Genomic DNA, 22,893 nt, shown 5'->3' with positions numbered 1-22,893 from the left:
GATCCGTGATAATTGGCCTTGCCAATAGGGCGATCGGAAAAGGTGATAAAACTGCCTTGCATGCCAGCCGTTGCCCTTGCATCGGCTTTGGGGTATGCGACCTTAACAAAGCATATTTTCTCTGGGGGACCCCGATGGCAAACCATGGCGAGATCGCCTACTCGACGGCTGACGGCAACGACTATCTGGCGCATGAGGCCACCTACGAGGGCTTCATCAGGCTGGTGAAGTACGGCACGATCAGCGTCGCTCTCATCGTCATCTTGATGGCTATTTTCCTCGCTTAATGTCGCGATTGGCCCGCCGGCATCCCCGCTGGCGGGCCTTCAGCTGACTGCCGAAGCCGATTGCTGACCAGGCGTCACGCTGTAGCCCATGGACGTCCCGCCCTCTTAAAGCTCGCGCGCGCATTCGCGCCGGAGGCCTCATGAAGATTGCCGTCGCCAAGGAAATCGACCCGTTGGAGCCGCGGGTCGCCGCCTCTCCCGACACGGTGAAGAAGTTCAAGGCGTTGGGTGCCGAGATCGCGGTCGAGCCCGGCGCCGGCATCAAATCCGGCCTGCCGGATTCGGAGTTCACGGCGGCGGGCGCAACCGTGAGCGCCGATGCGCTCAAGGACGCCGACATCATCATCAAGGTGAAGCGGCCGGAAGCCTCCGAGCTTGCCAACTACCGGCGTGGCGCCTTGGTGTTCGCGATCATGGATCCCTACGGCAACGATACCGCGCTCAAGGCGATGGCCGATGCCGGCATTGCCTCGTTCGCGATGGAACTGATGCCGCGCATCACCCGCGCCCAGGTGATGGACGTGCTGTCGAGCCAGGCGAACCTCGCCGGCTACCGCGCCGTGATCGAGGGCGCCGAGGCGTTCGGTCGCGCCTTCCCGATGATGATGACTGCGGCCGGCACCGTGCCGGCGACCAAGGTCTTCGTGATGGGCGTCGGCGTCGCCGGCCTGCAGGCAATCGCAACCGCGCGCCGGCTCGGCGCCATGGTCTCCGCCACCGACGTGCGCCCCGCCACCAAGGAGCAGGTGGAGAGCCTCGGCGCCAAATTCCTGGCGGTCGAGGACGAGGAGTTCAAGAACGCGCAGACGGCCGGTGGCTACGCCAAGGAGATGTCCAAGGAGTACCAGGCCAAGCAGGCGGCGCTGACGGCGGAACACATCAAGAAGCAGGACGTCATCATCACCACCGCGCTGATCCCCGGCCGTCCGGCGCCGCGCCTCGTCACCATGGAGATGGTGAAGTCGATGCGCCCGGGCTCGGTGCTGGTCGACCTCGCGGTCGAGCGCGGCGGCAATGTCGAGGGCGTCAAGCTCGGCGAGACTGTCGAGATCGACGGCGTCAAGATCATCGGCTACCCCAATCTCGCCGGCCGGGTCGCAGCGTCCGCCTCCGGCCTGTACGCCCGCAACCTGTTCTCCTTCATCGAGACGATGATCGACAAGAAGGAAAAGACACTGGCGGTCAACTGGGACGATGAGCTGGTCAAGGCCACGGCTTTGACAAAGGATGGCGCCATCGTCCACCCGAACTTCCAGCCGAAGGCCTAAGGAGCAGAGCCATGGAACATGTCGTCCAAGCCGTCGACCCCTTCGTTTTCCGGCTGTCGATCTTCGTGCTGGCGGTTTTCGTCGGCTATTTCGTGGTGTGGTCGGTGACGCCGGCCCTGCACACGCCGCTGATGTCGGTGACCAATGCGATCTCCTCGGTGATCGTGGTCGGCGCGCTGCTGGCGGTCGGCGTTCCCATGCTCTCGAGCGGCAGCGGTCTGGCGCGAGCGTTCGGCTTCGTCGCGCTGATCTTCGCCTGCGTGAACATCTTCGGCGGCTTCCTCGTCACCCAGCGCATGCTGGCGATGTACAAGAAGAAGTCCAGGTAACAACGCCGCACGACGCGGGATGACAGGCACAACGGGGCATCTGCAATGAACGCCAATCTGTCGGCACTCCTTTATCTCGTGGCAGGTGTGCTGTTCATCCTGTCTCTTCGCGGGCTGTCGAGCCCGGCCTCCAGCCGGCAAGGCAACTTCTTCGGCATGGCCGGCATGGCGATTGCGGTCGCCACCACCCTGGCCGGGCATCCACCGGCGGATGCGATCGCCTGGGTGCTCGTCATCCTCGGCGTTGCGATCGGCGGCGGTATCGGTGCGGTGATTGCGCGCCGGGTGCCGATGACGTCGATGCCCGAGCTCGTGGCGGCGTTCCATTCGCTGGTCGGCATGGCCGCGGTGCTGGTCGCCGCCGGCGCGTTCTTCGCGCCGGAAGCCTTCGACATCGGCACGCCCGGCAACATCCATCCGCAGAGCCTGGTCGAAATGTCGCTCGGCGTCGCCATCGGCGCGCTGACTTTCACCGGCTCGGTCATCGCCTTCCTCAAGCTGTCCGCGCGGATGAGCGGTGCACCGATCATCCTGCCGGCGCGCCACATCATCAACATTGCGCTCGCGGTCGCGCTCGTCTTCTTCGTGATCCGCCTGGTGATGACCGGCGGCGGCTTCGACTTCCTGATGGTCACGCTGCTGGCGCTGGCGCTCGGCGTGCTCATGATCATCCCGATCGGCGGCGCCGACATGCCGGTCGTGATCTCGATGCTGAACTCCTACTCCGGCTGGGCGGCCGCGGGCATCGGCTTCACGCTCGGCAATTCGGCGCTGATCATCACCGGCGCGCTGGTCGGCTCGTCCGGTGCGATCCTGTCCTACATCATGTGCCACGCGATGAACCGGTCCTTCATCTCGGTTATCCTCGGCGGCTTCGGTGGCGAGACCGCAGCGGCCGGCGGGGCGACAGGCGAGCAGAAGCCGGCCAAGCTCGGCTCGGCCGACGACGCCGCCTTCATCATGAAGAACGCCTCCAAGGTCATCATCGTCCCCGGCTACGGCATGGCGGTCGCCCAGGCGCAGCACGCGCTGCGCGAGATGGCCGACACGCTGAAGAAGGAAGGTGTCGAGGTGAAATACGCGATTCATCCGGTCGCGGGCCGCATGCCCGGCCACATGAACGTGCTGCTCGCCGAAGCCAACGTTCCCTACGACGAGGTGTTCGAGCTCGAGGACATCAACTCGGAATTCGCCCAGGCCGACGTCGCCTTCGTGATCGGCGCCAACGACGTCACCAATCCGGCGGCCGAAGAGGACAAGTCCTCGCCGATCTACGGCATGCCGGTGCTGCAAGTCTGGAAGGCCGGCACCGTGATGTTCATCAAGCGCTCGCTCGCCTCGGGCTATGCCGGCATCGACAATCCGCTGTTCTACCGCGACAACACGATGATGCTGCTCGGCGACGCCAAGAAGATGACCGAGAACATCGTCAAGGGCATGTAGCCCACGGCGTCGGGAGCCATGACGTTTCTGAAATGGCTCCTGATCGTCGTGGCGGCGGTCTACGGCATCGTGCTTGCGACCCTGTTCGTCCGCCAGCGTGCGATGCTGTTTCCCATTCCGCCGGTCGGCCGCACGGCACCGGCTGCAGCCGGGCTTCCTCAGGCTGAGGAGCATGTGCTGACCTCGGCCGATGGCGAGCGGGTCATCGTCTGGCATGTGCCGGCGAAGCCGGGCCGCAAGGTCGTTCTGTACTTCCCGGGCAATGGCGATTTTCTTGCCGGCGTGGCGTCGCGCTTCAAGGCGCTCACGGCCGACGGTACCGGTCTCGTTGCGCTTTCCTATCGCGGCTATGCGGGGTCCAGCGGCAGTCCCAGTGAGCCCGGGCTGCTGCAAGATGCCGCAGTCGCCTATGCGTTCACGACAGAGCGCTACGAGGCGGGACGGATCGTCGCCTGGGGCTTTTCCCTCGGCAGCGGTGTCGCCACCGCCATCGCGGCGGAGCATCCGATCTCCAAGTTGATCCTCGAAGCCCCTTATACGTCGACCGTGGACGTCGCCTCCGCGATGCTCAGGGTCGTCCCGGTCAGCCTGCTGATGCTCGACCGCTTCCATTCCGACCAGCGCATCGCCAATGTGCATGTGCCGCTGTTGATCATGCACGGCGAACGGGATCCGGCGATTTCGATCCGCTTCGGGGAACGATTGTTCGCACTTGCGCATGACCCAAAGCGCTTCGTACGGTTTCCCGACGGCGGACATAACGACCTGGATCTTTTTGGTGCGACTGAGACGGCAAAGAGCTTCATCGACAATCCGTAACGTCCGTGGATCGCGGTGGCCGGCCCTGCGCGGGACCATCCTACTCCTTGTCTTTGGGAGCCTGCCAGTGCAGGCGCATGCGGCCGGGCTGAACGGCTCCGCGATGACCTGGCCGTTCGCGCTGCCGTTCGCGGGACTGCTGTTGTCGATTGCGCTCGGGCCGCTGCTGTTTGCCAGGTTCTGGCATCATCACTACGGAAAGATCGCCGCGGCATGGGCCTTGATGACGTTGGCGGCGTTGACCTGGAATGCAGGGCTCGGCACGGCGCTCGCCGCCTTCGTCCACGCGCTGCTCGCCGAGTATCTCAGCTTCATCGTGCTGCTGTTCGCCCTCTATACGGTGGCCGGCGGAATCCTGGTGACCGGCGACATCAGAGGTACACCTGCGACAAATACGGCCATCCTGGCACTCGGCACGATCATCGCGAGCGTCGTCGGCACGACGGGCGCCGCGATGATCCTGGTGCGCCCCCTGATCCGCGCCAATCTGAGCCGGCCGCATAATGTGCATGTGCTGATCTTCTTCATCATTCTGGCCGCCAATGTCGGTGGTGCACTGAGCCCGCTCGGCGATCCACCGCTGTTCGTCGGCTTTCTGCGTGGTGTCGACTTCTTCTGGACGACGCAACATCTCTGGCTGCAGACCGCGATCGTCGCCGGATTGCTGCTCATCGTCTTTGCCGCTACCGACTGGTGGCGCTTCCGCGCGGAGAAGCTTGCGTCGCAAGCGTCCGTAACAAGGGAGCCGGTGCGCATTCGCGGCCTCATCAATGTCGTTTTGATCGCCGCGATCGTTGCCAATACGCTGCTATCGGCGACCTGGAAGCCGGGCATCTCCTTCGACGTTTTCGGCACGCATGTCGAGCTTCAGAACCTCGTGCGCGATGCCGTCCTCGTGACGATCGCCGGACTGTCGCTGTGGCTGACGCCGGACGAGCACCGCGAGGCGAACGGGTTCAACTGGGAGCCGATTCGAGAGGTCGCCAAACTGTTCGCGGCGATCTTCACCGCGATCGTCCCGGTCATCGCCATGCTGAATGCGGGGCGCAGTGGCTCTTTCGGTTGGCTCTTGGATGCCGTGACGACACCCGCCGGCGCGCCGCGGGAGGTCGCCTATTTCTGGTTCACCGGGCTGATGTCGGCCTTCCTCGACAATGCCCCGACCTATCTCTTGTTCTTCGAATTGGCGGGCGGCGATCCCAAGCTGCTGATGGGCGAGCTCTCGGGAACGCTGGCGGCGATCTCGATGGGCGCAGTCTACATGGGCGCGCTGACCTATATCGGAAATGCGCCGAACTTCATGGTCGCAGCGATCGCCACTGAGCGCGGCATCAAGATGCCGAGTTTCTTCGGCTACATGCTGCGGGCAGGTGCCGTCCTCATTCCGCTGTTCGTGCTGCTGACCGTGCTTCCGATCCATCCGCTGCTCAGCCCGCATTGACCTGATCGACGGCACTTTCAGAGACCGTCCAGGTTGACCCGGTCACGGCCGGACCGCGTGACGATCGCCTCGCGGTCGCGCATAGTCGGACAGAACGGATCGAAGGACGCGAATCATGAGCGTAAGGGGCGCAACGCCCGCATCATCGGTGATCTTTCCCGGCCTGGCGGTCGCGCTCGTCGCGATCGTCACGGCGACGCATTATGACTTCACGCCTTCGGCCGCCGGCGTGGTCTTCGCCGCGGTGCTGCTGGTGATCCTGTTCGGCACGGTGTTCGCGGCCGTGCACCATGCCGAGGTGATCGCGCATGAGATCGGCGAGCCGTTCGGCACGCTGCTCCTGACCCTGGCGGTGACGGTGATCGAGGTGGCGCTGATCGCCACCATCATGCTCGGCGACAAGGCTGCGCCCGCGCTGGCCCGCGACACCGTGTTCGCGGTCGTCATGATCGTGTGCAACGGCCTGGCCGGCATCTGCATCTTCATCGGCGGCCTGCGCTATCGCGAGCAGGACGTGCTGGTCTCCGGTGCCAATCTGTATCTCAGCGTACTGTTTACGATGGCAACCATCACACTGGTGCTGCCGAATTATACCTTGACGTCGCCTGGTCCGGTGTATTCTGCCGTGCAGATCGCCTTCGTCAGCGTCGTGACGATCCTGCTCTACGCGGTGTTCCTGTATACGCAGACCACCCGCCATCGGGATTATTTCGTCGGCGGCTCGGCTGGGTTCGCCGATGACGATGTCCGGCTGCCGCGTGCGAAGCTGTTGCTCAGTGTCGGGCTGCTGCTGGTCGCACTGCTCGCTGTGGTCCTGCTTGCCAAGAAGTTCTCGCTGGTGGTCGACGCCGGCGTTGCCGCAACGGGGGCGCCGCAGGCGGTCGCAGGCGTGCTGGTGGCGCTGTTGATCCTGCTGCCGGAGAGTGTCGCCGCCCTCTCGGCCGCCCGCGCCAACGACCTTCAGAAGAGCATCAATCTCGCGCTTGGCTCCTCGCTCGCCACCATAGGGCTGACCATCCCGGCAGTGGCGGTCGCCGCCCATGTGCTCGACAGGCAGCTCGTCCTCGGGCTGGACCCGCAGGGAACAGTGCTGCTGGTGCTGACCTTCGTCCTGAGCATGCTGACCTTCGGCACCGGACGGACGAACATCCTGTTCGGGCTGGTGCACATGGTGGTGTTCGCGATATTCGTGTTCCTGCTCTTCGTCCCCTGATTCAAGAGATCCAGCATGCTCAGCGCTCAGTCCGACGTCCAGGTCGATACGCCCGAAGTCCGCGTCACGGAGTGGCGGCTATTGCCCGGCAGTGCCACGGGGCGCCACGTTCATGAGATGGATTACGTGATCGTGCCGGTCACCGCGGGCGAGATGACGATCGTGGCGCCGTCCGGCGAGCGCTCGAAGGCGCAGCTCGCGGTCGGCAAATCCTATTTCCGAAAGGCCGGTGTCGAACACGATGTGCTGAACGAGACCGGTTCCGAGATCGTTTTCCTCGAAGTTGAATTGAAGCCGTAACCAATTGTTTACCGGGATGCCGCTGATTGTGGTATCTTGAGCCGGCGATCCGGAAGCTGTGGCAACACCCTCGGATTGCTGGCTCCGGTTTCAAAGGATTTCAGGAAACGACTTTTCGGCGGTCGCGTCTGCGCGGAGTGCAGTCTGCGAGCTTCGGAAGGTGTGGGATGGTCCCTTAATTGTGCCTCAAAGTTCCCGCAAATACCGCGCGGGAGTGGTCAGCATGCTGAAATATCTCACAAAGTTCGCCATGGAGATCATCCCGTCGGTGGTTGCCACCATCATCGGGGCCTACATCGTCAATCACTACATCAACACCAAGCCGGACTCGCCGCCATCGACCGTGGCGTCGGTGGCGTCGGCTGCCTACGCCAAGCTCACCGGCTCAAAGAGCGACGCTCCGAAATCCACGGGCAAGGGGACCGACCCTGCCAAGCTGGAAGCGAAGGCCGATCCCAAGTCTGACGCCAAGCCGGCGGAAACGTCGAACGAGATCTCCAGCATTCCCGCTCCCGGCATCAAGGCCAAGGGCGTGTCGGAGAAGTCGCTGGCCGACAAGGCCGCCGAGAAGGCGGTCGAAGTGAAGCCGGCCGAAACGGCGAGCCTCCCGGCCGATCCGCAGGCCTCGCGCCATCCCGCGTCGCCGCGGGAAAAACTGATTGCGCGCGGTACTCCGGCCGAGGCCCCAGCGACCCAGCAGGAAGATCGCCGGGATGCCGCTGATCTCGCCCGCGCGGCGATCGAGCGGTTGCGCGCGAGCGAAGGTACCGGCAAGGCGGTTGTCGAGAAGCCGTCGAGCGACGCACCCCGGGGCGCTGGCGAGGCGCCGCGCATCGCGACCGTCGCGCCACCGGTGTCTCCGGTCCGTCCGCTGCCGCCTCCCGTGACGGTGTCTGCGCCACCGGTCGAGCAGGGCTTTGCCTTGCCGTCGGCCTCGAGCCCGCCCTACACGGGATCATTGCAGCCGGACGGGCGCCCGACGCCTCCGGCGGAGATCCCTATCCAGCAGTTGCGTCCGCTCGACCTGCGCGCCGACAAGACTGATCCATCGATCAAGGACCAGATGTCCAACGTGGCGCAGGACATGATGTCCGCAGCCAAATCGGTGTTCCACTCGGTGTTGCCGAAGTAGCCGATCGAAGCGTTCGCGGACGTGATCGAGGCGGTGGGCCGGGGCGGTCTGCCGCTTTTTCTTTGGAGTGGCGAACTCTGCAGCGATGCGAGGAGCGGCGGCGCAGCCCGGATTGACCCTGGTCGCCGGATGGCAGGAGGCGCGAAATCAAAAGGAGGCGCCCAAAACAAAAACGCGAGCCAAAGGCCCGCGCTTCAGACGACGTCAGATCAATCTGGCCAGATCAGCGCGGCGCGCTGGGACGGGCACCTGCACCCGGACCACGACCAGCACCACGGTCACCGCCGGGGCCAGCGCCGAACACCGGCTTCGGCTTCATCGGCAGCAGGCCTTCACGCTGCAACTTCTTGCGGGCCAGCTTGCGCGCACGACGCACGGCTTCGGCCTTCTCGCGGGCTTTCTTCTCGGACGGCTTCTCGTAATGGCCGCGAAGCTTCATCTCGCGGAAAATGCCCTCACGCTGCATCTTCTTCTTGAGCGCCTTGAGGGCTTGATCGACATTGTTATCGCGAACGAGAACCTGCACGCGGCATCCTCTTTCTCAGTCTATCGGTTTGAAATCTGGTGAAGCCAGGGCTGGCAGATGGCCGCGCCCTTGACCTTGAGCGCGCCCGTGTATCAGAGGACATCCTCGCTGTCCACCCGCTGACGGGCTCTTGACCGCAAGTTTAACCTCGCCGGAGCGGTTTATTTCAGCCCTGCCTCGGCGGCAGTGGCGAGACCTGGGTCACATGCCCCATCTTGCGGCCCGGACGAGCGGCGCCCTTGCCGTAGAGATGCACGGTGGCGCCCGGAACCGTGAGCCACTGCTCGTAGCTGTCGATCTCGTCCCCGATCAGGTTCGTCATCGTGACGTGACCGTGGCGCAGCGGCTTGCCGAGCGGCCAACCGGCGATCGCCCGGATGTGCTGTTCGAATTGGGAAATCGAGGCGCCATCGAGGGTCCAGTGGCCGGAATTATGCACCCGCGGGGCAATTTCGTTGACCAGGACGCCTTGAGTGGGACCGTCCGACACCACGAACATCTCCACGGCCAGCACCCCGACGTAGTCGAGGGCGGTCGCGATCCGGCTGGCAATGTCCCTGGCTTCGTCGGCGAGCGCATCAGGGATACGCGCCGGCGCCCGCGACACCTTCAGGATGTGATCGCGATGCTCGTTCTCGGTCACGTCGAAGCACTCGACCTGACCGTCGGCCGCTCGGGCCGCCACGACCGAGATCTCGCGCTCGAACGGAACGAACGCTTCGAGGATGGCCGATTTGGTGCCGAGCTCGGCCCAGATCCGCTCGAGATCGTCACCCTGGTGGATCTTGATCTGACCCTTGCCGTCATAGCCAAATCGCCGCGTCTTCAGCACGGCCGGTAAGCCGATCCGGAACGCGGCTTCGCGCAAGGTGGCGACCGAGGACACATCCGCATAGGTCGCGGTGCCGATGCCCAGCGAGGTGACGAAATCCTTCTCGGTGAGGCGATCCTGGGTGGTCTCGAGCGCCGAACGCCGCGGCAGCACCGGGCGTCTGGCCGCCAGCACCAGGGCCGCAGCCGAGGGGACGTTTTCGAACTCGTAGGTGACGACGTCGACGTCATTGGCGAACAGCTCGAGCGCCTCGACGTCGGCATATTCGGCGCAGGTTGCGTTCAGCACGACGTCGAAGGCGGGGGAGTCCGGGTCCGGCGAGAACACCTGGCAGCGCAGCCCGAGCCGCGCCGCAGCAAGCGCCAGCATGCGGCCGAGCTGGCCGCCGCCGAGAATACCGATGGTGTCGCCGGGCTTGAGCTTCACCCGATTGGAGTCGGTCACGCCGTGCCCTCCGGACGTTCGGCGATCGCATTGGTCTGCGCCTGGCGCCAAGCCGACAGACGGCCGGCGAGCGCGGAGTCCGAGAGAGCGAGCACGCTGGCCGCCAGCAGCGCTGCGTTAATGGCGCCGGATTTGCCTATGGCGAGCGTTCCGACCGGAATTCCGGCCGGCATCTGGACGATGGAATACAGCGAATCGACCCCCGACAGCGCCTTCGACTCGACGGGAACGCCGAACACGGGCAGTTCCGTGAGCGAGGCCGTCATACCCGGCAGATGGGCGGCGCCGCCGGCACCGGCGATCACGACCTTGTAGCCCGCCGCCTTGGCACCCTTGGCGAAAGCATACAGCCGGTCCGGGGTGCGGTGCGCCGAGACGATCCGGGCGTCGTAGCTCACGCCCAGGGCGTTAAGCGTCTCGGCGGTATGGCGCATGGTATCCCAGTCCGACTGGCTTCCCATGATGATGGCGATCGGGGCGGTCATGACCTCAATTCTTCTCGGGAATCCATCAGCATGGGCCGGAGTATAGGATCGGTCCTGACAGCGGCAAGCCATGGCATGGAGGTCCGAATGGACTATCCTGTCTTGGTCAAGCCCGGCAAGCCCAAACGATGGCGCGGCAGGTGTCCGATGAAAAAGAAGCGCATGGCGGCCGCGTGGCGAGCCGGAAAGCGAAGAACCCGGTACCGTCATCGGCCTTCGCGGCGCGCGCGGGCTCCTGAACCCGGTTCCGTACCGGCAGGCGCGCGGCACACGATCCGACGCCTCAAGGCCGAGTTGGCGACAGCACAGGCCCGGATCGCCGAGCTGACGGCCTCCGCTGAGCGCGATTTCCTGCTCGACATCTTTAATCGTCGCGGCTTCGCCCGCGAACTCCATCGTTCCATCGCCTTCATCAAGCGCTACGACGCGACCGGTGCTCTCATCGTGCTCGACGTCGATCGGCTGAAACCGATCAATGATACGTTCGGCCATGCCGCCGGTGATGAGGTCCTGAAGGCGGTTGCGCGTGTCCTCGGCGAGCATGTCCGATCCTCCGACGTGATCGGTCGGCTCGGCGGCGACGAGTTCGGCGTGCTGCTCTGGCACCTCAGCGCGGCGGACGCACGTGCCAAGGCGACGGAGCTGGAACAGGCCATCGACAGCCTGACCTTCACCTTCGGCGATCAGACCGTGCGTGCCGGCGCGTCGGCCGGGATTGCCCTTCTCGACAAGCGCGTCAACCCAGTGCGTGCGTTGGAGGAAGCCGACCGTGCGATGTATATGCGCAAGGCCCAGCGGAGGTACGAGAGCCCCGCGCACGGCACAGCCCTGTCGGGCGACCAGCGGTGACGCTCGTGGGCCGTTCGCGCCGATGACAGAGCTTGCGGTGCACGGCGCTCACAACTCGCCGAGATCGTCGGGCAACTCGCCGAACTTGTGCAGCAGCCGGGCGTCGCAGAATTCCCCCAGCAAGGGATCTCCGCTGCGGCTGAAGGCAATGGCGCCGATGTTGTCCGGCAAGCGCGACATCGCTTCGGCACGACGCAGCGCTGCGGACGAGCTCTGGCATTCCTCGGCCGCGCCTGCGACCAGCATCCCTGCCTCGTCCCGTCTGAACGGCATGGCGACGTAATAGGTGATGTCAGGCATTGCACGCACCTCCCGGCCTTCGTCGAAGCTGCGAGCGAGCGCGGTGGCAATCGTCCGGAAAGCCTCGACGGCCTAGGGCTCAGGCCGCATTGTTCTGCGCATCGTCCGAAATGGTGTTGGGCATGCAGCCGCAGGAGATTGCCGCCCGCAGCTCCTGCAGCTCCAGCTCGAGATACTCGTTCGCCATGATCAGCGCCTTGATCGTGGAGCGCAGATTGCCGTCGCACATCGCGATGGCTTGGTCACAGGCCTGTTCATAGAGGCGATCCTGTGGGGAGAAGGAGGCGGGCATCACAACCATCCTTGTTGTCGTCAGGGGTTACGAGGGATGGTCCGATTGTTCTCTTTTTGTTCTTATTGTCAAGGCGCTTCGGCAAATCCTGCACCTCTGTTGCGTATTGCTTGTGTGCATACGGTCAGCCGTGCTGACGCTTCGCCTCAGGCGATGATGTCGGGCGTGATCTGGTCTTCGATGAAGGCGATCCGATCGCGTAGCAGAAGCTTCCGCTTCTTCAGTCGTTGCAGCCGCAACAAATCGGGGGCGGGCGATTGATGCAAAGCGTCGATCGCCGCGTCGAGATCGCGGTGCTCCTGCTGCAGGCGCGCGAGTTCGGCCTGCAGTTCGCGCTCGTCTTGGTCAGCCATGATCTATGATAGCAAAAAAGCGGAAGGAAGTGGAAAGCCTTGCGAAAGGCGGGCGCAAATATTGCGCCTGCGAAGCTGATAAGCAAGTCGCACTCCTCAAGATCGGTGCAGCTGTCCCGTGAATTTCAGGTTGGCGCCGGCTTTAGATTCGTCCGGATCTGCTCACGCTTCGTTACACACGGCGCTCAAATTTGCATGTGCGGTCTTTTGGCCCCATCGACAGGTCAAGCGACTTGTGTACACTCATTAGCCCTGGTCGAATCTCAGGTTCACCTACCGAGGAGGTTTCGAATGGCCATTCAGGCGCATCTCGTTGAACTGGAGCGTAAGCATAAAGTTCTTGAAAACGAATTGCATCAAGCTCTCCTGCATCCATCGACGGACGACCTGCGAATTGTCGAACTGAAGCGACGCAAACTGATGGTGAAGGATGAGATCGAGCGCTTGAGACAGGTAACCAGCGAAACACTTCACTGACATGTGACCATCATCCGCCGTATCATCTGATCGTAAGACCGTGCGCCTGGGATGGTGACGAGTCCATCCCAGACGCAACTCCAATCAAATTAGTTGCGATATACTTGAGGCGGACGCATCTGCCTGCGTTGTCTCCCGGCGTATCTATCGCGACACGCCGTTCATCGCGATATCTGGGGTCTTCAGCTCGAGGCGAGATCGCAGACGTGAGCCGCAATCGCGAGCGATGACGTCAATCCAGGCGATTCAATTCCGAACAGATTGATGAGTCCGGGCACCCCGTGATCGCGCGGGCCCTGAATGACGAAATCCTGCGACGCCACGGCCGGCGGTACGATCTTCGGCCTGATACCGGAATAGCTCGGCATCAGCGCCCCATCCGGCAGCGACGGCCAGTACTTGCGGATCGCCGGGTAGAAGCGCTCGGCGCGCGCCGGATCGACCGTATAGTCGATCCGGTCGATCCACTCGACGTCGGGGCCGAATCTGGCTTGGCCTGCCATGTCGAGCGTGAGGTGCACGCCGAGGCCGCCTGGTTCCGGCACCGGGTAGATGAGCCGGCTGAACGGTGCCCGGGCGCTGCAGCTGAAATAGTTGCCCTTGGCGAGATAGGCCGTCGGCACCAGCGACGACGGCATGCCGTCGATCAGCCGCGCCAGCTCGGGCGCGTCGAGGCCGGCGGCGTTCACCAGCAGCCGGCAGCTCAGCGTCATCGGTTCCGCGCCGCCCGCATCGACCTCGATCGATCCCCCGGTCGCCTTGGCCCGCAGCAACGACGTCTGGAAGGCGAAGGCACCGCCGGCATCCTCGATCTCGCCGCGCAGCGACAGCATGAAGGCATGGCTGTCGAGGATGCCGGTGGACGGCGACAGCAGCGCGGCCTGGCAGGCCAGGGCCGGCTCCAGCGCCAGCGCTTCGGTTCCGGATAGCAGCCGCATACCTTCGACACCATTGGCTTCGGCGTGCGCGCGGATGCCCTGCAGCTTCTCGGTCTCGGCCGTATTGGTCGCAACGATCAGCTTCCCGCAATTGCGGTAGGGCACGCCATGGTCGTCGCAATAGCGGTAAAGCAGGCGTCTGCCGGCCACGCAGAAGCGGGCCATCAGGCTCCCGGCCTTGTAGTAGATGCCGGCGTGGATCACTTCGCTGTTGCGAGACGAAGTGACGGTTCCGATACCCTCGGCCGCCTCGAGAATGATGACCTCGCGTCCGGCCCGCGCCAATTGACGTGCGACGGCAAGTCCGACGACGCCGGCGCCAACGACGACGCAATCCACTCTATCCATGCATAGTCCTGAGACGATTGGGAGAAGTCATGCCTCGCTGCAATCCCTGGTGGGCGGAACCCCGGTCCGGAGTGCGAGGGCCCTTAGCAAACCATTCATCATAAGGCGCCATTGACCAAATTTGCTTCGTCTTTTTCGAAGTTTGCAGAACCCGTTTACCCGATCCCAATAGGTGAAGCCAGATACTGTCGCCGAATACCGCGGGTGATTGATGGCTGGCAAGAATTGGCAGGCGAGCGACCGAAACGCGTTTTCTGCGCGTGTCGTTGCGGCCTCGGTGGCCGCCATGGCAGCGTGGGCGGCTGCGCCGACCCGGGCCTGGGCCGCTTCCTCCGATTTCTCGCCCTCCGGCTACCTGGCCACCATCGAGCCGGATGTGCTCTGGAAGGTGTTGATCGCCGGCGTTGTCGTCTGCGCCTTCCTCGCGTCGGTCGTGATCTGGATCCATTCGGCCTTGCGGCGCGCCAAGCGAGCACAACTGCGGCGCAATGTTTTCATCAGCTCCGCGCTCAACAATCTGAGCCAGGGGCTGATGCTGACGGACGCCGCCAACCGCGTCGTCTTCTACAACCATCGCTTTCTCGAGATCTACGGCATGAGCCGGGCCGACATTCCGCCCGGTTGCACCGGCCGGGATCTGGTCGAGTTGCGGCGGCAGCGTGGCCTGCTCAATCTGACGGTCGAGGACTATGCTCGCCAGGCGCGGGCTCCGGATGGGTGCCTGACCGAACTGCCCGACGGACGTGTGGTGCGTGCCCAGATTTTCCGTCTTCCCACCGGAGGATCGATCGGCATCCATGAAGACTGTACGGTGCAGCACCGGCTGGAGCGCGAGCTCGCCTCGACCAAGCAGTTCCTGGAATCGGTGGTCGATCAGGTTCCCGTCTGCGTCGCCGCCAAGAACATCGAGGACGGTCGCTACATCTTCGCCAACCGGGCGTTCGAGCAGTTCGCGCAGGTGCCACGGGATCAGATCATCGGACGGTGCCCGAGCGACCTGTTCGGCGAGGAGACCGCGGCTGCCATCGCGGCTGCCGATCGCGAAGCGATGCTGGCGCCCGGCACCACCTATTGCAGCGAACTCGTGGTTCAACGCGGTGACGAGAAGCGCATCCTGGACGCCCACCGGGTCGTTGCACGCAACGACAAGAACGAACCGCAATTCCTCATCGCGCTGTTCGACGATGCCACGGAGCGGCGATCGCTGAGCCGCGAGCTGGAGAACAGCAAGAAGTTCCTGGAACTGGTCGTCGACAACATTCCGGTTTCGCTCATCGTCGAGAGCGTCAGCGACGGCCGCTATCTGCTCGCCAACCGCAGCGCCGAGATCATCCTCAACCGCAAGCGCGAGGACGCCACGGGCCTGACCACCGCCGACATCTTCAATCCGCGCGAGGCCAGACTGATCACGGCGCGCGACGAAGCCGCCATCAAGAAGCGCGGCCTTCTGACCGAGGAACATCCGATCTCGACCAAGGACGGCCTGCGGCTGTTCCTGACCCGGCGGGCAACCGTGCTGGGCGAGACCGGCGAGCCGCAATATCTGATCAAGACCTATGAGGACGTCACCGACCGGCGCCAGACCGAATCGCGGATGGCGCACATGGCCTATCACGACGGCCTGACCGATCTGCCGAACCGCGCCGCGTTCCTGCAGGCCCTGAGCCAGATGATCGAGGCCTGTGCGGATACGGACGAGGAGTTCGCGGTCCTGAACGTCGATCTCAAGGGCCTGAAGGACGTCAACGACGTCTTCGGCCACGCCATCGGCGACAAGCTGTTGATCGAGGTCGCCCGCCGCGTCCACGCCGTTGCCCGCGGCGGGGTGGTTGCGCGTCTCTCCGGCGATGAGTTCGGGCTGATCATCGACGGCAAGCAGCCGGAAACGGGCAGGGCGCTGGCCGAGCAATTGGCGAAAGCGATCGCGGTGGACTTCCAGATCTACGGCAAGTCGATCCGCACCGCGCTGACGACGGGCATCTCGGTGTTCCCGCACAATGGTTCGGATCCGGCGTCGCTGCTCGCCAATGCGGGTGCCGCTCTGTTCCGCGCCAAGGCCAAATCGCGCGGCAGCATCACCTTCTACGAGCCTGAAATGGATCAGCAGATTCGCGACCGCCGCGTTCTGCATCAGGAGCTGTCTGTCGCGATCAAGCATGGCGAACTGTCGCTGTACTTCCAGCCGCAGGCCGTCTCGGGCCGCACGGTCGACGCCAGCGAGATCATCGGCTTCGAGGCGCTGGCGCGCTGGCAGCACCCGGTCCGGGGTTTCGTGCCGCCGAGCGACTTCATTCCGCTCGCGGAAGAGAGCGGCCTCATCGTCGAGATGGGCGAGTGGATCCTGCGCGAGGCCTGCCGCGAGGCGGCGTCGTGGCCGAAGCCGCTGCAGGTCGCGGTCAACCTGTCCCCGGCCCAGTTCGTCCATGGCGACCTCGTTGCGCTGGTCCACTCGATCCTGATCGAGACGGGGCTCGCGCCCGGCAGGCTCGAGCTCGAGATCACCGAGGGTGTGCTGATCGAGGATTTCGATCGCGGTGTCGCGCTGCTGCGCCGGCTGAAGGCGCTCGGCGTTCGCGTCTCAATGGACGATTTCGGCAGCGGCTACTCGTCGCTGAGCTACCTGCAGGCGTTCCCGTTCGACAAGATCAAGATCGACCGCGCCTTCGTCATGAATATCGGTCGCAATCCGCAATCGGCGGCGATCATTCGTGCGGTCATCGGTCTGGGTCACGGCATGAACATGTCGATCGTGGCGGAAGGCGTCGAGACGCCCGAGCAGCTTGGCTTCCTCGCCGAGCAGGGCTGCGACTCGGTTCAGGGCTATCTGCTCGGCAAGCCCCTGCCGATCAACAAATACGACGGCATTGTCGGTCGCGCTCACGACGACGACGTCGCGTCCGTTCGCAAGACGGGCTGACCAGGCACTCCGGTCAGAGGCTGTTGCGCAACAGCGCGAATTTATCCGCGCGCACGACAGCTCGGCCGCTACGAGAATCACTTCCGCCGGTCTACGATCATTCGCCCTGGCACGCTCGAAGACCTTGCGTATGGCGGACTACGATCTTGCGATCATCGGCGGCGGTCTGAACGGCGTCAGCCTGGCACGCGATGCGGCCGGCCGCGGCTTGCGCGTGATCCTGGTCGAGCAGGGCGATCTCGGTGGTGCCGCCTCGTCGGCCACGTCGCGGCTGGTGCATGGGGACCTCGCGGCGCTGGAGCGCCGCGGCTTTCTGCGCGTGCGCCGCGCGCTCGCCGAGCGCGACGTCTGGCTCACGGTCGCGCCGCATCTGGTGCGGCCGATCCGCTTTGCGATTCCGGCTCACGCCAATGAGCGGCCGCCATGGCAGTTGCGCGCAGGGCTCTGGCTCTACGACCGCCTCGCCGCGCGCAACCGGCTGCCGGCCGCGTCGACGCTCGACGTCACGCATCATCCGATCGGCGATGCCCTGAAGCGTCCGATCGGGACGGCGTTCGACTATTCCGACTGCGTGGTCGACGATTCCCGCCTGGTGGTCCTGACCGCGATGGATGCCGCCGAGCGCGGCGCCGAGATCCGCACCGGCGCCCGCTGTGTGCGAGCCGACCGCGACCATCTATGGCGGCTCGCCATCATCGACCGCGGCCATCGCCGCATCGTCACCTCGCGCGCGCTCGCCAACGCAACCGGCGCGTGGAGCGTCTCGACGGCGGAAACCGTGCTGCGTCAGCCGCCGCCGCGGGTCACCGCGCGGCAGGTCAGCCAGATCATCGTGCCGCGGCTGTTCGATGTCGAAGCGGTCTACGTGTTTCAGAATTCGGATGGAAGGCTGATCTTTGCCCAGCCCTACGAGCAAGATTTCACCCTGATCGGCACGGTGGCCCACGGCTTCAAGGGCGACCCAGCCGTGGTGGCGGTGCCGGCGGCAGACGTGGCCTATCTCTGCAAGGCGGCGAACCGCTATTTCCGCTCGGACGTCCAGCCCGCGGATGTGGTCCGGAGCGTGTCCGGCGCCAACATGATGGTGCTGCGTGCCGCCGACAGCGGGGGATTGGAAACGATCGTGAGCCTTGATGCCGGCCGCGCCAAGGAGCCCGCCAAGGCGCCGCTCCTGACCATGTGCGGCGGCGATGTCACGACAGCCCGGCACCGGGCCGAGCGGGCGGTCTCGCGGCTTGCGCGCTTCTACCCGATGTCGCCGCGCTGGACTGCGAGCGCGCCGCTTCCGGGTGGCGATTTCGCCTGGGATCGGTTCGAGGATCTCGTCGACGACGCACGGGAGCGCTGGCGCTTTCTCGGCGAAGCCGAGGCCCGGCGGCTGGTCGGCGCCTATGGCACCCGGCTGGCGGAGATCCTCGGCGGGGCGAGATGCCGGGCCGATCTCGGACAGGCGTTCGGGCCGAAGCTGACCGAGGCGGAGGTCCGCTACCTCATGACGCGCGAATGGGCGCGGTTTCCCGACGACGTGCTGTGGCGGCGGACCAAGCTGGGCCTGACGCTTCCCGCTGCCGAACGCGATGCGCTCGCCGCGTTCATGGCGACGGTCGCCTGTGGCCGGGGCTCGCCGCAGGCCGATGACGCGAGCGGGGATAGTCGGGCCTGTGCGGTTGAGCTGCAATCCATGGGCGGCTAGCTTGCCGACCGGCCGGGCGTTATGGCCGGCCAGGGGTGATTTGATCAGGACATGGCTGACGACATCGCAAATCCAGCGCCCGCCGAGGAGCCGGCGGCATCACTACTGCCGGAACCGCGCCCCGATCCTCAGCCGCCGATCCTGCGGATCGAGAACGTCGTCAAGACCTTCGGCAGCTTCCGCGCCGTCGACGGCGTCTCGCTCGACATCCGAGCCGGCGAGTTCTTCGCGCTGCTCGGCCCCAGCGGCTGCGGCAAAACGACCTTGCTGCGCATGCTGGCCGGCTTCGAGACGCCGGATGAAGGGCGCATCCTGCTGTCGGGCGAGGAGATCGCGCAGGTGCTGCCGCATCAGCGGCCTATCAACATGATGTTCCAGAACTACGCGCTGTTCCCGCATCTGAACGTGCGCGACAACATCGCCTTCGGCCTGAAGCGCGCCGGCATGCCGCGCGCCGAGATCGCCACCCGCGTCGCGGAGATGGTGGCGCTGGTCCGGCTCGAAGGCCTGGAGAAGCGCAAGCCCGATCAACTGTCCGGGGGACAGAAGCAGCGCGTCGCCCTGGCACGCTCGCTGGCGCGCCGGCCGAAGGTGCTGCTGCTCGATGAGCCGATGGCGGCGCTCGACAAGAAGCTGCGCGAGAGCACGCAGTTCGAGCTGATGGAGTTGCAGCGCAAGCTCGGCATGACCTTCATCATCGTCACCCACGACCAGGAGGAGGCGATGACGGTGGCGAGCCGGATCGGGGTAATGAACGCGGGAAGGCTCGAGCAGGTCGCTGCACCGCGCCGCCTATATGAAGAGCCCGTGTCGCGGTGGGTCGCGGAGTTCGTCGGCGACATCAACCTGTTCGAGGGCGAGGTGACCGCGCGTGAGTCGCACCGGCTCCGGATCACGACCGCCGCTGCCGGCGAGCTCGCCGCGGCGCAACCCGTCACTCCGATCAGCGAGAGCAAGGTCGCAGTCGCGATCCGTCCCGAGAAGATCCGCCTCGCGCTTCGCCGGCCGGCGGCTGATGCCGCAGCGATCAACTGTGTCGAGGGCGCCATTTCCGATGCGAGCTATCTCGGCGGCAAGACCGTGTACAAGATCAAGCTCGACGGCGGCGCTGTCCTGCACGCGTCGCAAGCCAACACGGCCCGACTCGACGCCGACGGCTATGGGCTGAAACAGCGCGTCGTGGCCTGGTTCACGCCCGATGATTGCGTGGTGCTGGAGCGATGAGCGCGCGCCGCATCTTTTCGCGTCCGGCGCGATTTGCGGCGATCGCGCCTTACGTCTGGATGGTGCTGTTCTTCCTGGTGCCGTTCGCCTTCGTCGCCAAGATCAGCCTGTCGCAGACTGCGATCGCGCAGCCCCCCTATACGCCGGTGTTCTCGCTGGCTGATGGTTTGTCGTCGCTCTCGGATGCGTTCGCTGCGTTGTCGCTGGACAATTTCCGCCTGCTGCTGTCGGACGATCTGTATCTCGCGTCCTATCTGCGCAGCGTCGTCGTCGCGGCGACGTCGACCGCGATCCTGCTCCTGATCGGCTACCCGATCGCCTATGGCATGGCGCGGCTGCCCAGGCGTTGGCGGGGCATCGCGATGATGCTGGTCATCGTCCCGTTCTGGACCTCGTTCCTGATTCGCATCTATGCCTGGGTCAACATCCTGCAGCATGACGGCCTGTTGAATCAGATCCTGCTCGCGCTGCATCTGGTGTCCGCGCCGGTGGTGTGGCTGTCGACGGACAGCGCGATGTACGTCGGGATCGTCTATTCCTATCTGCCCTTCATGATCCTGCCGCTGTTTGCGACGCTGACGAAGCTGGAGCCGGCCCTGGAAGAGGCCGCCGCCGATCTCGGCGCCTCGCCGCGCCAGACCTTCTGGCTGGTGACGTTTCCGCTGTCGCTGCCGGGTGTCGGCGCCGGCGCGCTGCTGTGCTTCATTCCGATCGTCGGCGAGTTCGTCATTCCCGATCTGCTCGCCGGCTCGAAATCGCTGATGATCGGCCAGACGCTGTGGCTCGAATTCTTCACCAACAAGGACTGGCCGGTGGCTTCGAGCATCGCCGTCGTGCTGCTCGCGGTGCTGCTGCTCCCGCTGCTGCTCTACGACCGGCTGCAACGCCGGCAGCTGGAGGAGGGCAGGTGATGAATGGACCGCGGCAAGGCACGACCTCTCGCTCCCCTCCCCCTTGCGGGGATGGGTTGGGGTTGGGGGTCCGCATCGGCAGTCGTTGTCGGGTACCCCCCTCCCTGACCCTCCCCCACAAGGGGGGAGGGAACGGAAAGGGCCTCCCCCGGATCGATGGAGGGGGAGGTCATGCCTAGTCCCTCTCGCCTGTCGCGCTTCAACGTCGCCTCGCTGGCGCTCGGGTTCGCGTTCCTTTATCTGCCGATCCTGATCCTGGTGATCTATTCGTTCAACGCCTCGCGGCTGGTCACGGTCTGGGGCGGCTGGTCGCTGCGCTGGTATCACGAGTTCTTCAACGACGGCGCCATGATCGATGCGGCCTGGATGAGCCTGCGGGTCGGCGCCACCTCGGCGACGGTGGCGACCTTGCTCGGCACCCTTGCCGCGGTGGCGCTGTCGCGCGGCCAGGGATTTCGCGGCCGCATGCTGTTCTCCGGCATGCTGTATGCGCCGCTGGTGATGCCCGAGGTGATCACCGGCCTGTCGCTGCTGCTGCTGTTCGTGGCGCTGGAGGCCGAGCGCGGCTTCTGGACGGTGACGCTCGCCCACACGACTCTCACGATGTGCTTCGTTGCGGTGATCGTACAGTCGCGGCTGGTCTCGCTCGACCGCAGCCTGGAGGAAGCCGCGATGGACCTCGGCTGCGATCCCTTGCGCGCGTTCGTGATGGTCACATTGCCACTGATCGCCCCGGCGGTGGTCGCCGGCTGGATGCTCGCCTTCACGCTGTCGCTCGACGATCTCGTGATCGCGAGCTTCACCACCGGCCCGGGCTCGGCGACATTGCCGATCCGGATCTATTCGGAAGTACGGCTCGGGGTGAAGCCGGAGATCAACGCGATCTGCACGCTGGTGATCGGGCTGATTGCCGTGGTGATCGTCGTGGCGTCGTTAGCTTCAAAGCTGTCGAGTGATCGCGGCGAGAGCGCTGCGCCATTATAGAAGTCGTCATTGCGAGCGTAGCGAAGCAATCCAGGGCCGCGCAAGGACTCTGGATTGCTTCGCTGCGCTCAAAATGACGGAGAATGCTGCGGCAGCGTCGCTCAGGCGCCGAACAGCTGCAACGCGGCGGCCACAACCGTGCGGTGGACCGCGCCGCGGTCAACCAACGGCGGATCGACGCAGCACGCCGGGTCGGCGCTGCGTCCGAGCGCGGTGCTCTTCGGCAGGAACACATAGTGGCCGGCCTCGTCGGCAACGACATCAAAGGTGCTGCCGCTGAGCCGCTCATGCAGCCAGCGCGCGGATGGCAGCAGGGCGTCCCCACCGCCGACCATGATGCGTGCGGGTACGCTGATCGCGGCGACGCTCTCGTCGGAGAAGCCCTGCACCGATCGGCCCGGCGCCAGCAGCAGCGCAGCCTTGATGCGGGGATCGCGATAGGAGGCCGACATCCGCCCCCAGGAGTCGCGGAAGATCTGGCTCTTCTCCATCAGCCGCGGCAGATGATCGACGAGATCGGGAAACTCGCGCGGTCCGCGGCCCAGATTGGCGCCTGGCTCGAACGGCGAGCGGAGCATGATGGCGCCGAGCAAGGCGGTGGCGGTGACGCCGCCGAGCGAATAGCCGACGACGTAGATGCGGTCGAGGTTGATACGGCCTTCGAAATCGGGATGAGCGGCGATGTGGTCGATCAGCAAGGACACGTCGCGCGGGCGTTCCCATGAGCAGAGGAAGCCCTCTGCGCGGTAGGGCTCAGCGTTGCTGTTGCCATGATGATTGACGGCGACCGCGACAAAGCCGCGGGACGCCAGCTCGCGCGCCAGCCATTCGAACTGCAGGCCGTTGCAGCCGGTACCATGCGAATACATTACGAGCGGGCAAGTCCCGTTGGGACCGAGCGGCGCATCCAGCGCCGCAGGTCCCGCCTCGAACCATCCTTGCGGCCATGGGGCGACCGGAAGCGCTGCTTCGATCGCGCTATCCGTGGCCGGATACCAGGCGAACCAGTCGATGGGCCGCGGCCCGTCGCCGTCCCAGTTCGGCCGCGAAGCGTCGGCGAACCGTCCCTGACGAAATCCGACCCTCAT

At 65.0% G+C, this 22,893-nt stretch carries 24 protein-coding genes; 16 read left to right on the top strand and 8 right to left on the bottom strand.

Annotation, left to right across the window (positions count from 1 at the left end):
- Positions 1 to 134: 134 nt before the first annotated feature.
- From QW887_RS26475 to QW887_RS26435, 9 genes are all read left to right on the top strand, one after another.
- A complete protein-coding gene (locus tag QW887_RS26475; protein WP_316175050.1) occupies positions 135 to 287 on the top strand; it encodes an aa3-type cytochrome c oxidase subunit IV in 153 nt (50 codons plus the stop codon).
- A gap of 140 nt (positions 288 to 427) precedes the next feature.
- The gene (locus QW887_RS26470) at positions 428 to 1,555 is read left to right on the top strand and encodes a Re/Si-specific NAD(P)(+) transhydrogenase subunit alpha (protein ID WP_315717564.1); all 1,128 of its coding nucleotides are present in this window, start codon (positions 428 to 430) and stop codon (positions 1,553 to 1,555) included.
- A gap of 11 nt (positions 1,556 to 1,566) precedes the next feature.
- Positions 1,567 to 1,884, top strand: a complete 318-nt coding sequence (locus QW887_RS26465; protein ID WP_315717563.1) for a proton-translocating transhydrogenase family protein — start codon at positions 1,567 to 1,569, stop codon at positions 1,882 to 1,884.
- Positions 1,885 to 1,929: 45 nt separating this feature from the next.
- Positions 1,930 to 3,327 (top strand): NAD(P)(+) transhydrogenase (Re/Si-specific) subunit beta, encoded by a 1,398-nt coding sequence (locus QW887_RS26460; protein ID WP_316186042.1) that lies wholly within the window; start codon positions 1,930 to 1,932, stop codon positions 3,325 to 3,327.
- An 18-nt stretch (positions 3,328 to 3,345) separates the two neighbouring features.
- On the top strand, positions 3,346 to 4,146 hold the full coding sequence (locus tag QW887_RS26455) for an alpha/beta hydrolase (RefSeq protein ID WP_315717561.1): 801 nt from the start codon (positions 3,346 to 3,348) through the stop codon (positions 4,144 to 4,146).
- Between the two features lie 103 nt (positions 4,147 to 4,249).
- On the top strand, positions 4,250 to 5,587 hold the full coding sequence (locus QW887_RS26450; RefSeq protein ID WP_315717621.1) for a sodium:proton antiporter: 1,338 nt from the start codon (positions 4,250 to 4,252) through the stop codon (positions 5,585 to 5,587).
- Between the two features lie 115 nt (positions 5,588 to 5,702).
- The gene (locus QW887_RS26445; RefSeq protein ID WP_315717560.1) at positions 5,703 to 6,800 is read left to right on the top strand and encodes an ionic transporter y4hA; all 1,098 of its coding nucleotides are present in this window, start codon (positions 5,703 to 5,705) and stop codon (positions 6,798 to 6,800) included.
- A gap of 15 nt (positions 6,801 to 6,815) precedes the next feature.
- Positions 6,816 to 7,100, top strand: a complete 285-nt coding sequence (locus QW887_RS26440; protein ID WP_315717559.1) for a cupin domain-containing protein — start codon at positions 6,816 to 6,818, stop codon at positions 7,098 to 7,100.
- A 223-nt stretch (positions 7,101 to 7,323) separates the two neighbouring features.
- A complete protein-coding gene (locus QW887_RS26435) occupies positions 7,324 to 8,232 on the top strand; it encodes a hypothetical protein (RefSeq protein ID WP_315717558.1) in 909 nt (302 codons plus the stop codon).
- A 223-nt stretch (positions 8,233 to 8,455) separates the two neighbouring features.
- Here the strand turns inward: QW887_RS26435 and rpsU are convergent, their stop codons facing one another.
- The 3 genes from rpsU to purE all read right to left on the bottom strand — a co-directional run bounded on the left by rpsU (position 8,456) and on the right by purE (position 10,519).
- Complete coding sequence (gene rpsU, locus QW887_RS26430; RefSeq protein WP_315717557.1) at positions 8,456 to 8,758, bottom strand: 30S ribosomal protein S21; 303 nt, start codon at positions 8,756 to 8,758, stop codon at positions 8,456 to 8,458.
- Positions 8,759 to 8,924: 166 nt separating this feature from the next.
- A complete protein-coding gene (locus QW887_RS26425) occupies positions 8,925 to 10,034 on the bottom strand; it encodes a 5-(carboxyamino)imidazole ribonucleotide synthase (protein ID WP_316195348.1) in 1,110 nt (369 codons plus the stop codon).
- Positions 10,031 to 10,519 carry a 5-(carboxyamino)imidazole ribonucleotide mutase gene (gene purE, locus QW887_RS26420; RefSeq protein WP_316195347.1) on the bottom strand — a complete coding sequence of 163 codons (489 nt, stop codon included), beginning with the start codon at positions 10,517 to 10,519 and terminating at the stop codon, positions 10,031 to 10,033. Before purE ends, QW887_RS26425 begins: the two co-directional genes overlap by 4 nt.
- A gap of 87 nt (positions 10,520 to 10,606) precedes the next feature.
- Here purE and QW887_RS26415 point away from each other — a divergent pair, with 87 nt between their 5' ends.
- The gene (locus QW887_RS26415; RefSeq protein WP_316195345.1) at positions 10,607 to 11,368 is read left to right on the top strand and encodes a GGDEF domain-containing protein; all 762 of its coding nucleotides are present in this window, start codon (positions 10,607 to 10,609) and stop codon (positions 11,366 to 11,368) included.
- A gap of 48 nt (positions 11,369 to 11,416) precedes the next feature.
- On the opposite strand, the gene QW887_RS26410 is transcribed toward QW887_RS26415, so the two are convergent.
- From QW887_RS26410 to QW887_RS26400, 3 genes are all read right to left on the bottom strand, one after another.
- Positions 11,417 to 11,668 carry a hypothetical protein gene (locus QW887_RS26410; protein WP_316171496.1) on the bottom strand — a complete coding sequence of 84 codons (252 nt, stop codon included), beginning with the start codon at positions 11,666 to 11,668 and terminating at the stop codon, positions 11,417 to 11,419.
- Positions 11,669 to 11,747: 79 nt separating this feature from the next.
- Entirely contained in the window at positions 11,748 to 11,960 is a 213-nt protein-coding gene (locus QW887_RS26405) for a hypothetical protein (protein ID WP_315717552.1), read from the bottom strand.
- 146 nt (positions 11,961 to 12,106) lie between these two features.
- On the bottom strand, positions 12,107 to 12,313 hold the full coding sequence (locus QW887_RS26400) for a YdcH family protein (RefSeq protein WP_009028242.1): 207 nt from the start codon (positions 12,311 to 12,313) through the stop codon (positions 12,107 to 12,109).
- A 291-nt stretch (positions 12,314 to 12,604) separates the two neighbouring features.
- Between QW887_RS26400 and QW887_RS26395 the strand changes: the two genes are divergently transcribed.
- Positions 12,605 to 12,790: a YdcH family protein gene (locus tag QW887_RS26395; RefSeq protein WP_315717551.1), complete on the top strand. Its 186-nt coding sequence runs from the start codon at positions 12,605 to 12,607 to the stop codon at positions 12,788 to 12,790.
- A gap of 182 nt (positions 12,791 to 12,972) precedes the next feature.
- Here the strand turns inward: QW887_RS26395 and QW887_RS26390 are convergent, their stop codons facing one another.
- Positions 12,973 to 14,076 carry an NAD(P)/FAD-dependent oxidoreductase gene (locus QW887_RS26390; protein ID WP_316195343.1) on the bottom strand — a complete coding sequence of 368 codons (1,104 nt, stop codon included), beginning with the start codon at positions 14,074 to 14,076 and terminating at the stop codon, positions 12,973 to 12,975.
- Between the two features lie 211 nt (positions 14,077 to 14,287).
- Between QW887_RS26390 and QW887_RS26385 the strand changes: the two genes are divergently transcribed.
- From QW887_RS26385 to QW887_RS26365, 5 genes are all read left to right on the top strand, one after another.
- A complete protein-coding gene (locus tag QW887_RS26385) occupies positions 14,288 to 16,993 on the top strand; it encodes an EAL domain-containing protein (RefSeq protein ID WP_316187692.1) in 2,706 nt (901 codons plus the stop codon).
- Between the two features lie 130 nt (positions 16,994 to 17,123).
- Positions 17,124 to 18,686, top strand: a complete 1,563-nt coding sequence (locus QW887_RS26380) for a glycerol-3-phosphate dehydrogenase (RefSeq protein ID WP_316187691.1) — start codon at positions 17,124 to 17,126, stop codon at positions 18,684 to 18,686.
- Positions 18,687 to 18,737: 51 nt separating this feature from the next.
- Entirely contained in the window at positions 18,738 to 19,910 is a 1,173-nt protein-coding gene (locus QW887_RS26375; RefSeq protein ID WP_316187690.1) for an ABC transporter ATP-binding protein, read from the top strand.
- Positions 19,907 to 20,821, top strand: coding sequence for an ABC transporter permease (locus QW887_RS26370; RefSeq protein WP_316187689.1), 915 nt, complete (start codon positions 19,907 to 19,909; stop codon positions 20,819 to 20,821). Before QW887_RS26375 ends, QW887_RS26370 begins: the two co-directional genes overlap by 4 nt.
- Before the next feature lie 171 nt (positions 20,822 to 20,992).
- Positions 20,993 to 21,805 carry an ABC transporter permease gene (locus QW887_RS26365; RefSeq protein ID WP_316187688.1) on the top strand — a complete coding sequence of 271 codons (813 nt, stop codon included), beginning with the start codon at positions 20,993 to 20,995 and terminating at the stop codon, positions 21,803 to 21,805.
- Positions 21,806 to 21,906: 101 nt separating this feature from the next.
- Here the strand turns inward: QW887_RS26365 and QW887_RS26360 are convergent, their stop codons facing one another.
- Complete coding sequence (locus QW887_RS26360) at positions 21,907 to 22,893, bottom strand: alpha/beta fold hydrolase (RefSeq protein WP_316186049.1); 987 nt, start codon at positions 22,891 to 22,893, stop codon at positions 21,907 to 21,909.

It is taken from the genome of Bradyrhizobium sp. SZCCHNRI3052, assembly GCF_032484895.1.
In the GTDB taxonomy this organism is placed as follows: Bacteria; Pseudomonadota; Alphaproteobacteria; order Rhizobiales; family Xanthobacteraceae; genus Bradyrhizobium.
This window is presented reverse-complemented; position numbering and strand designations above follow the sequence as displayed.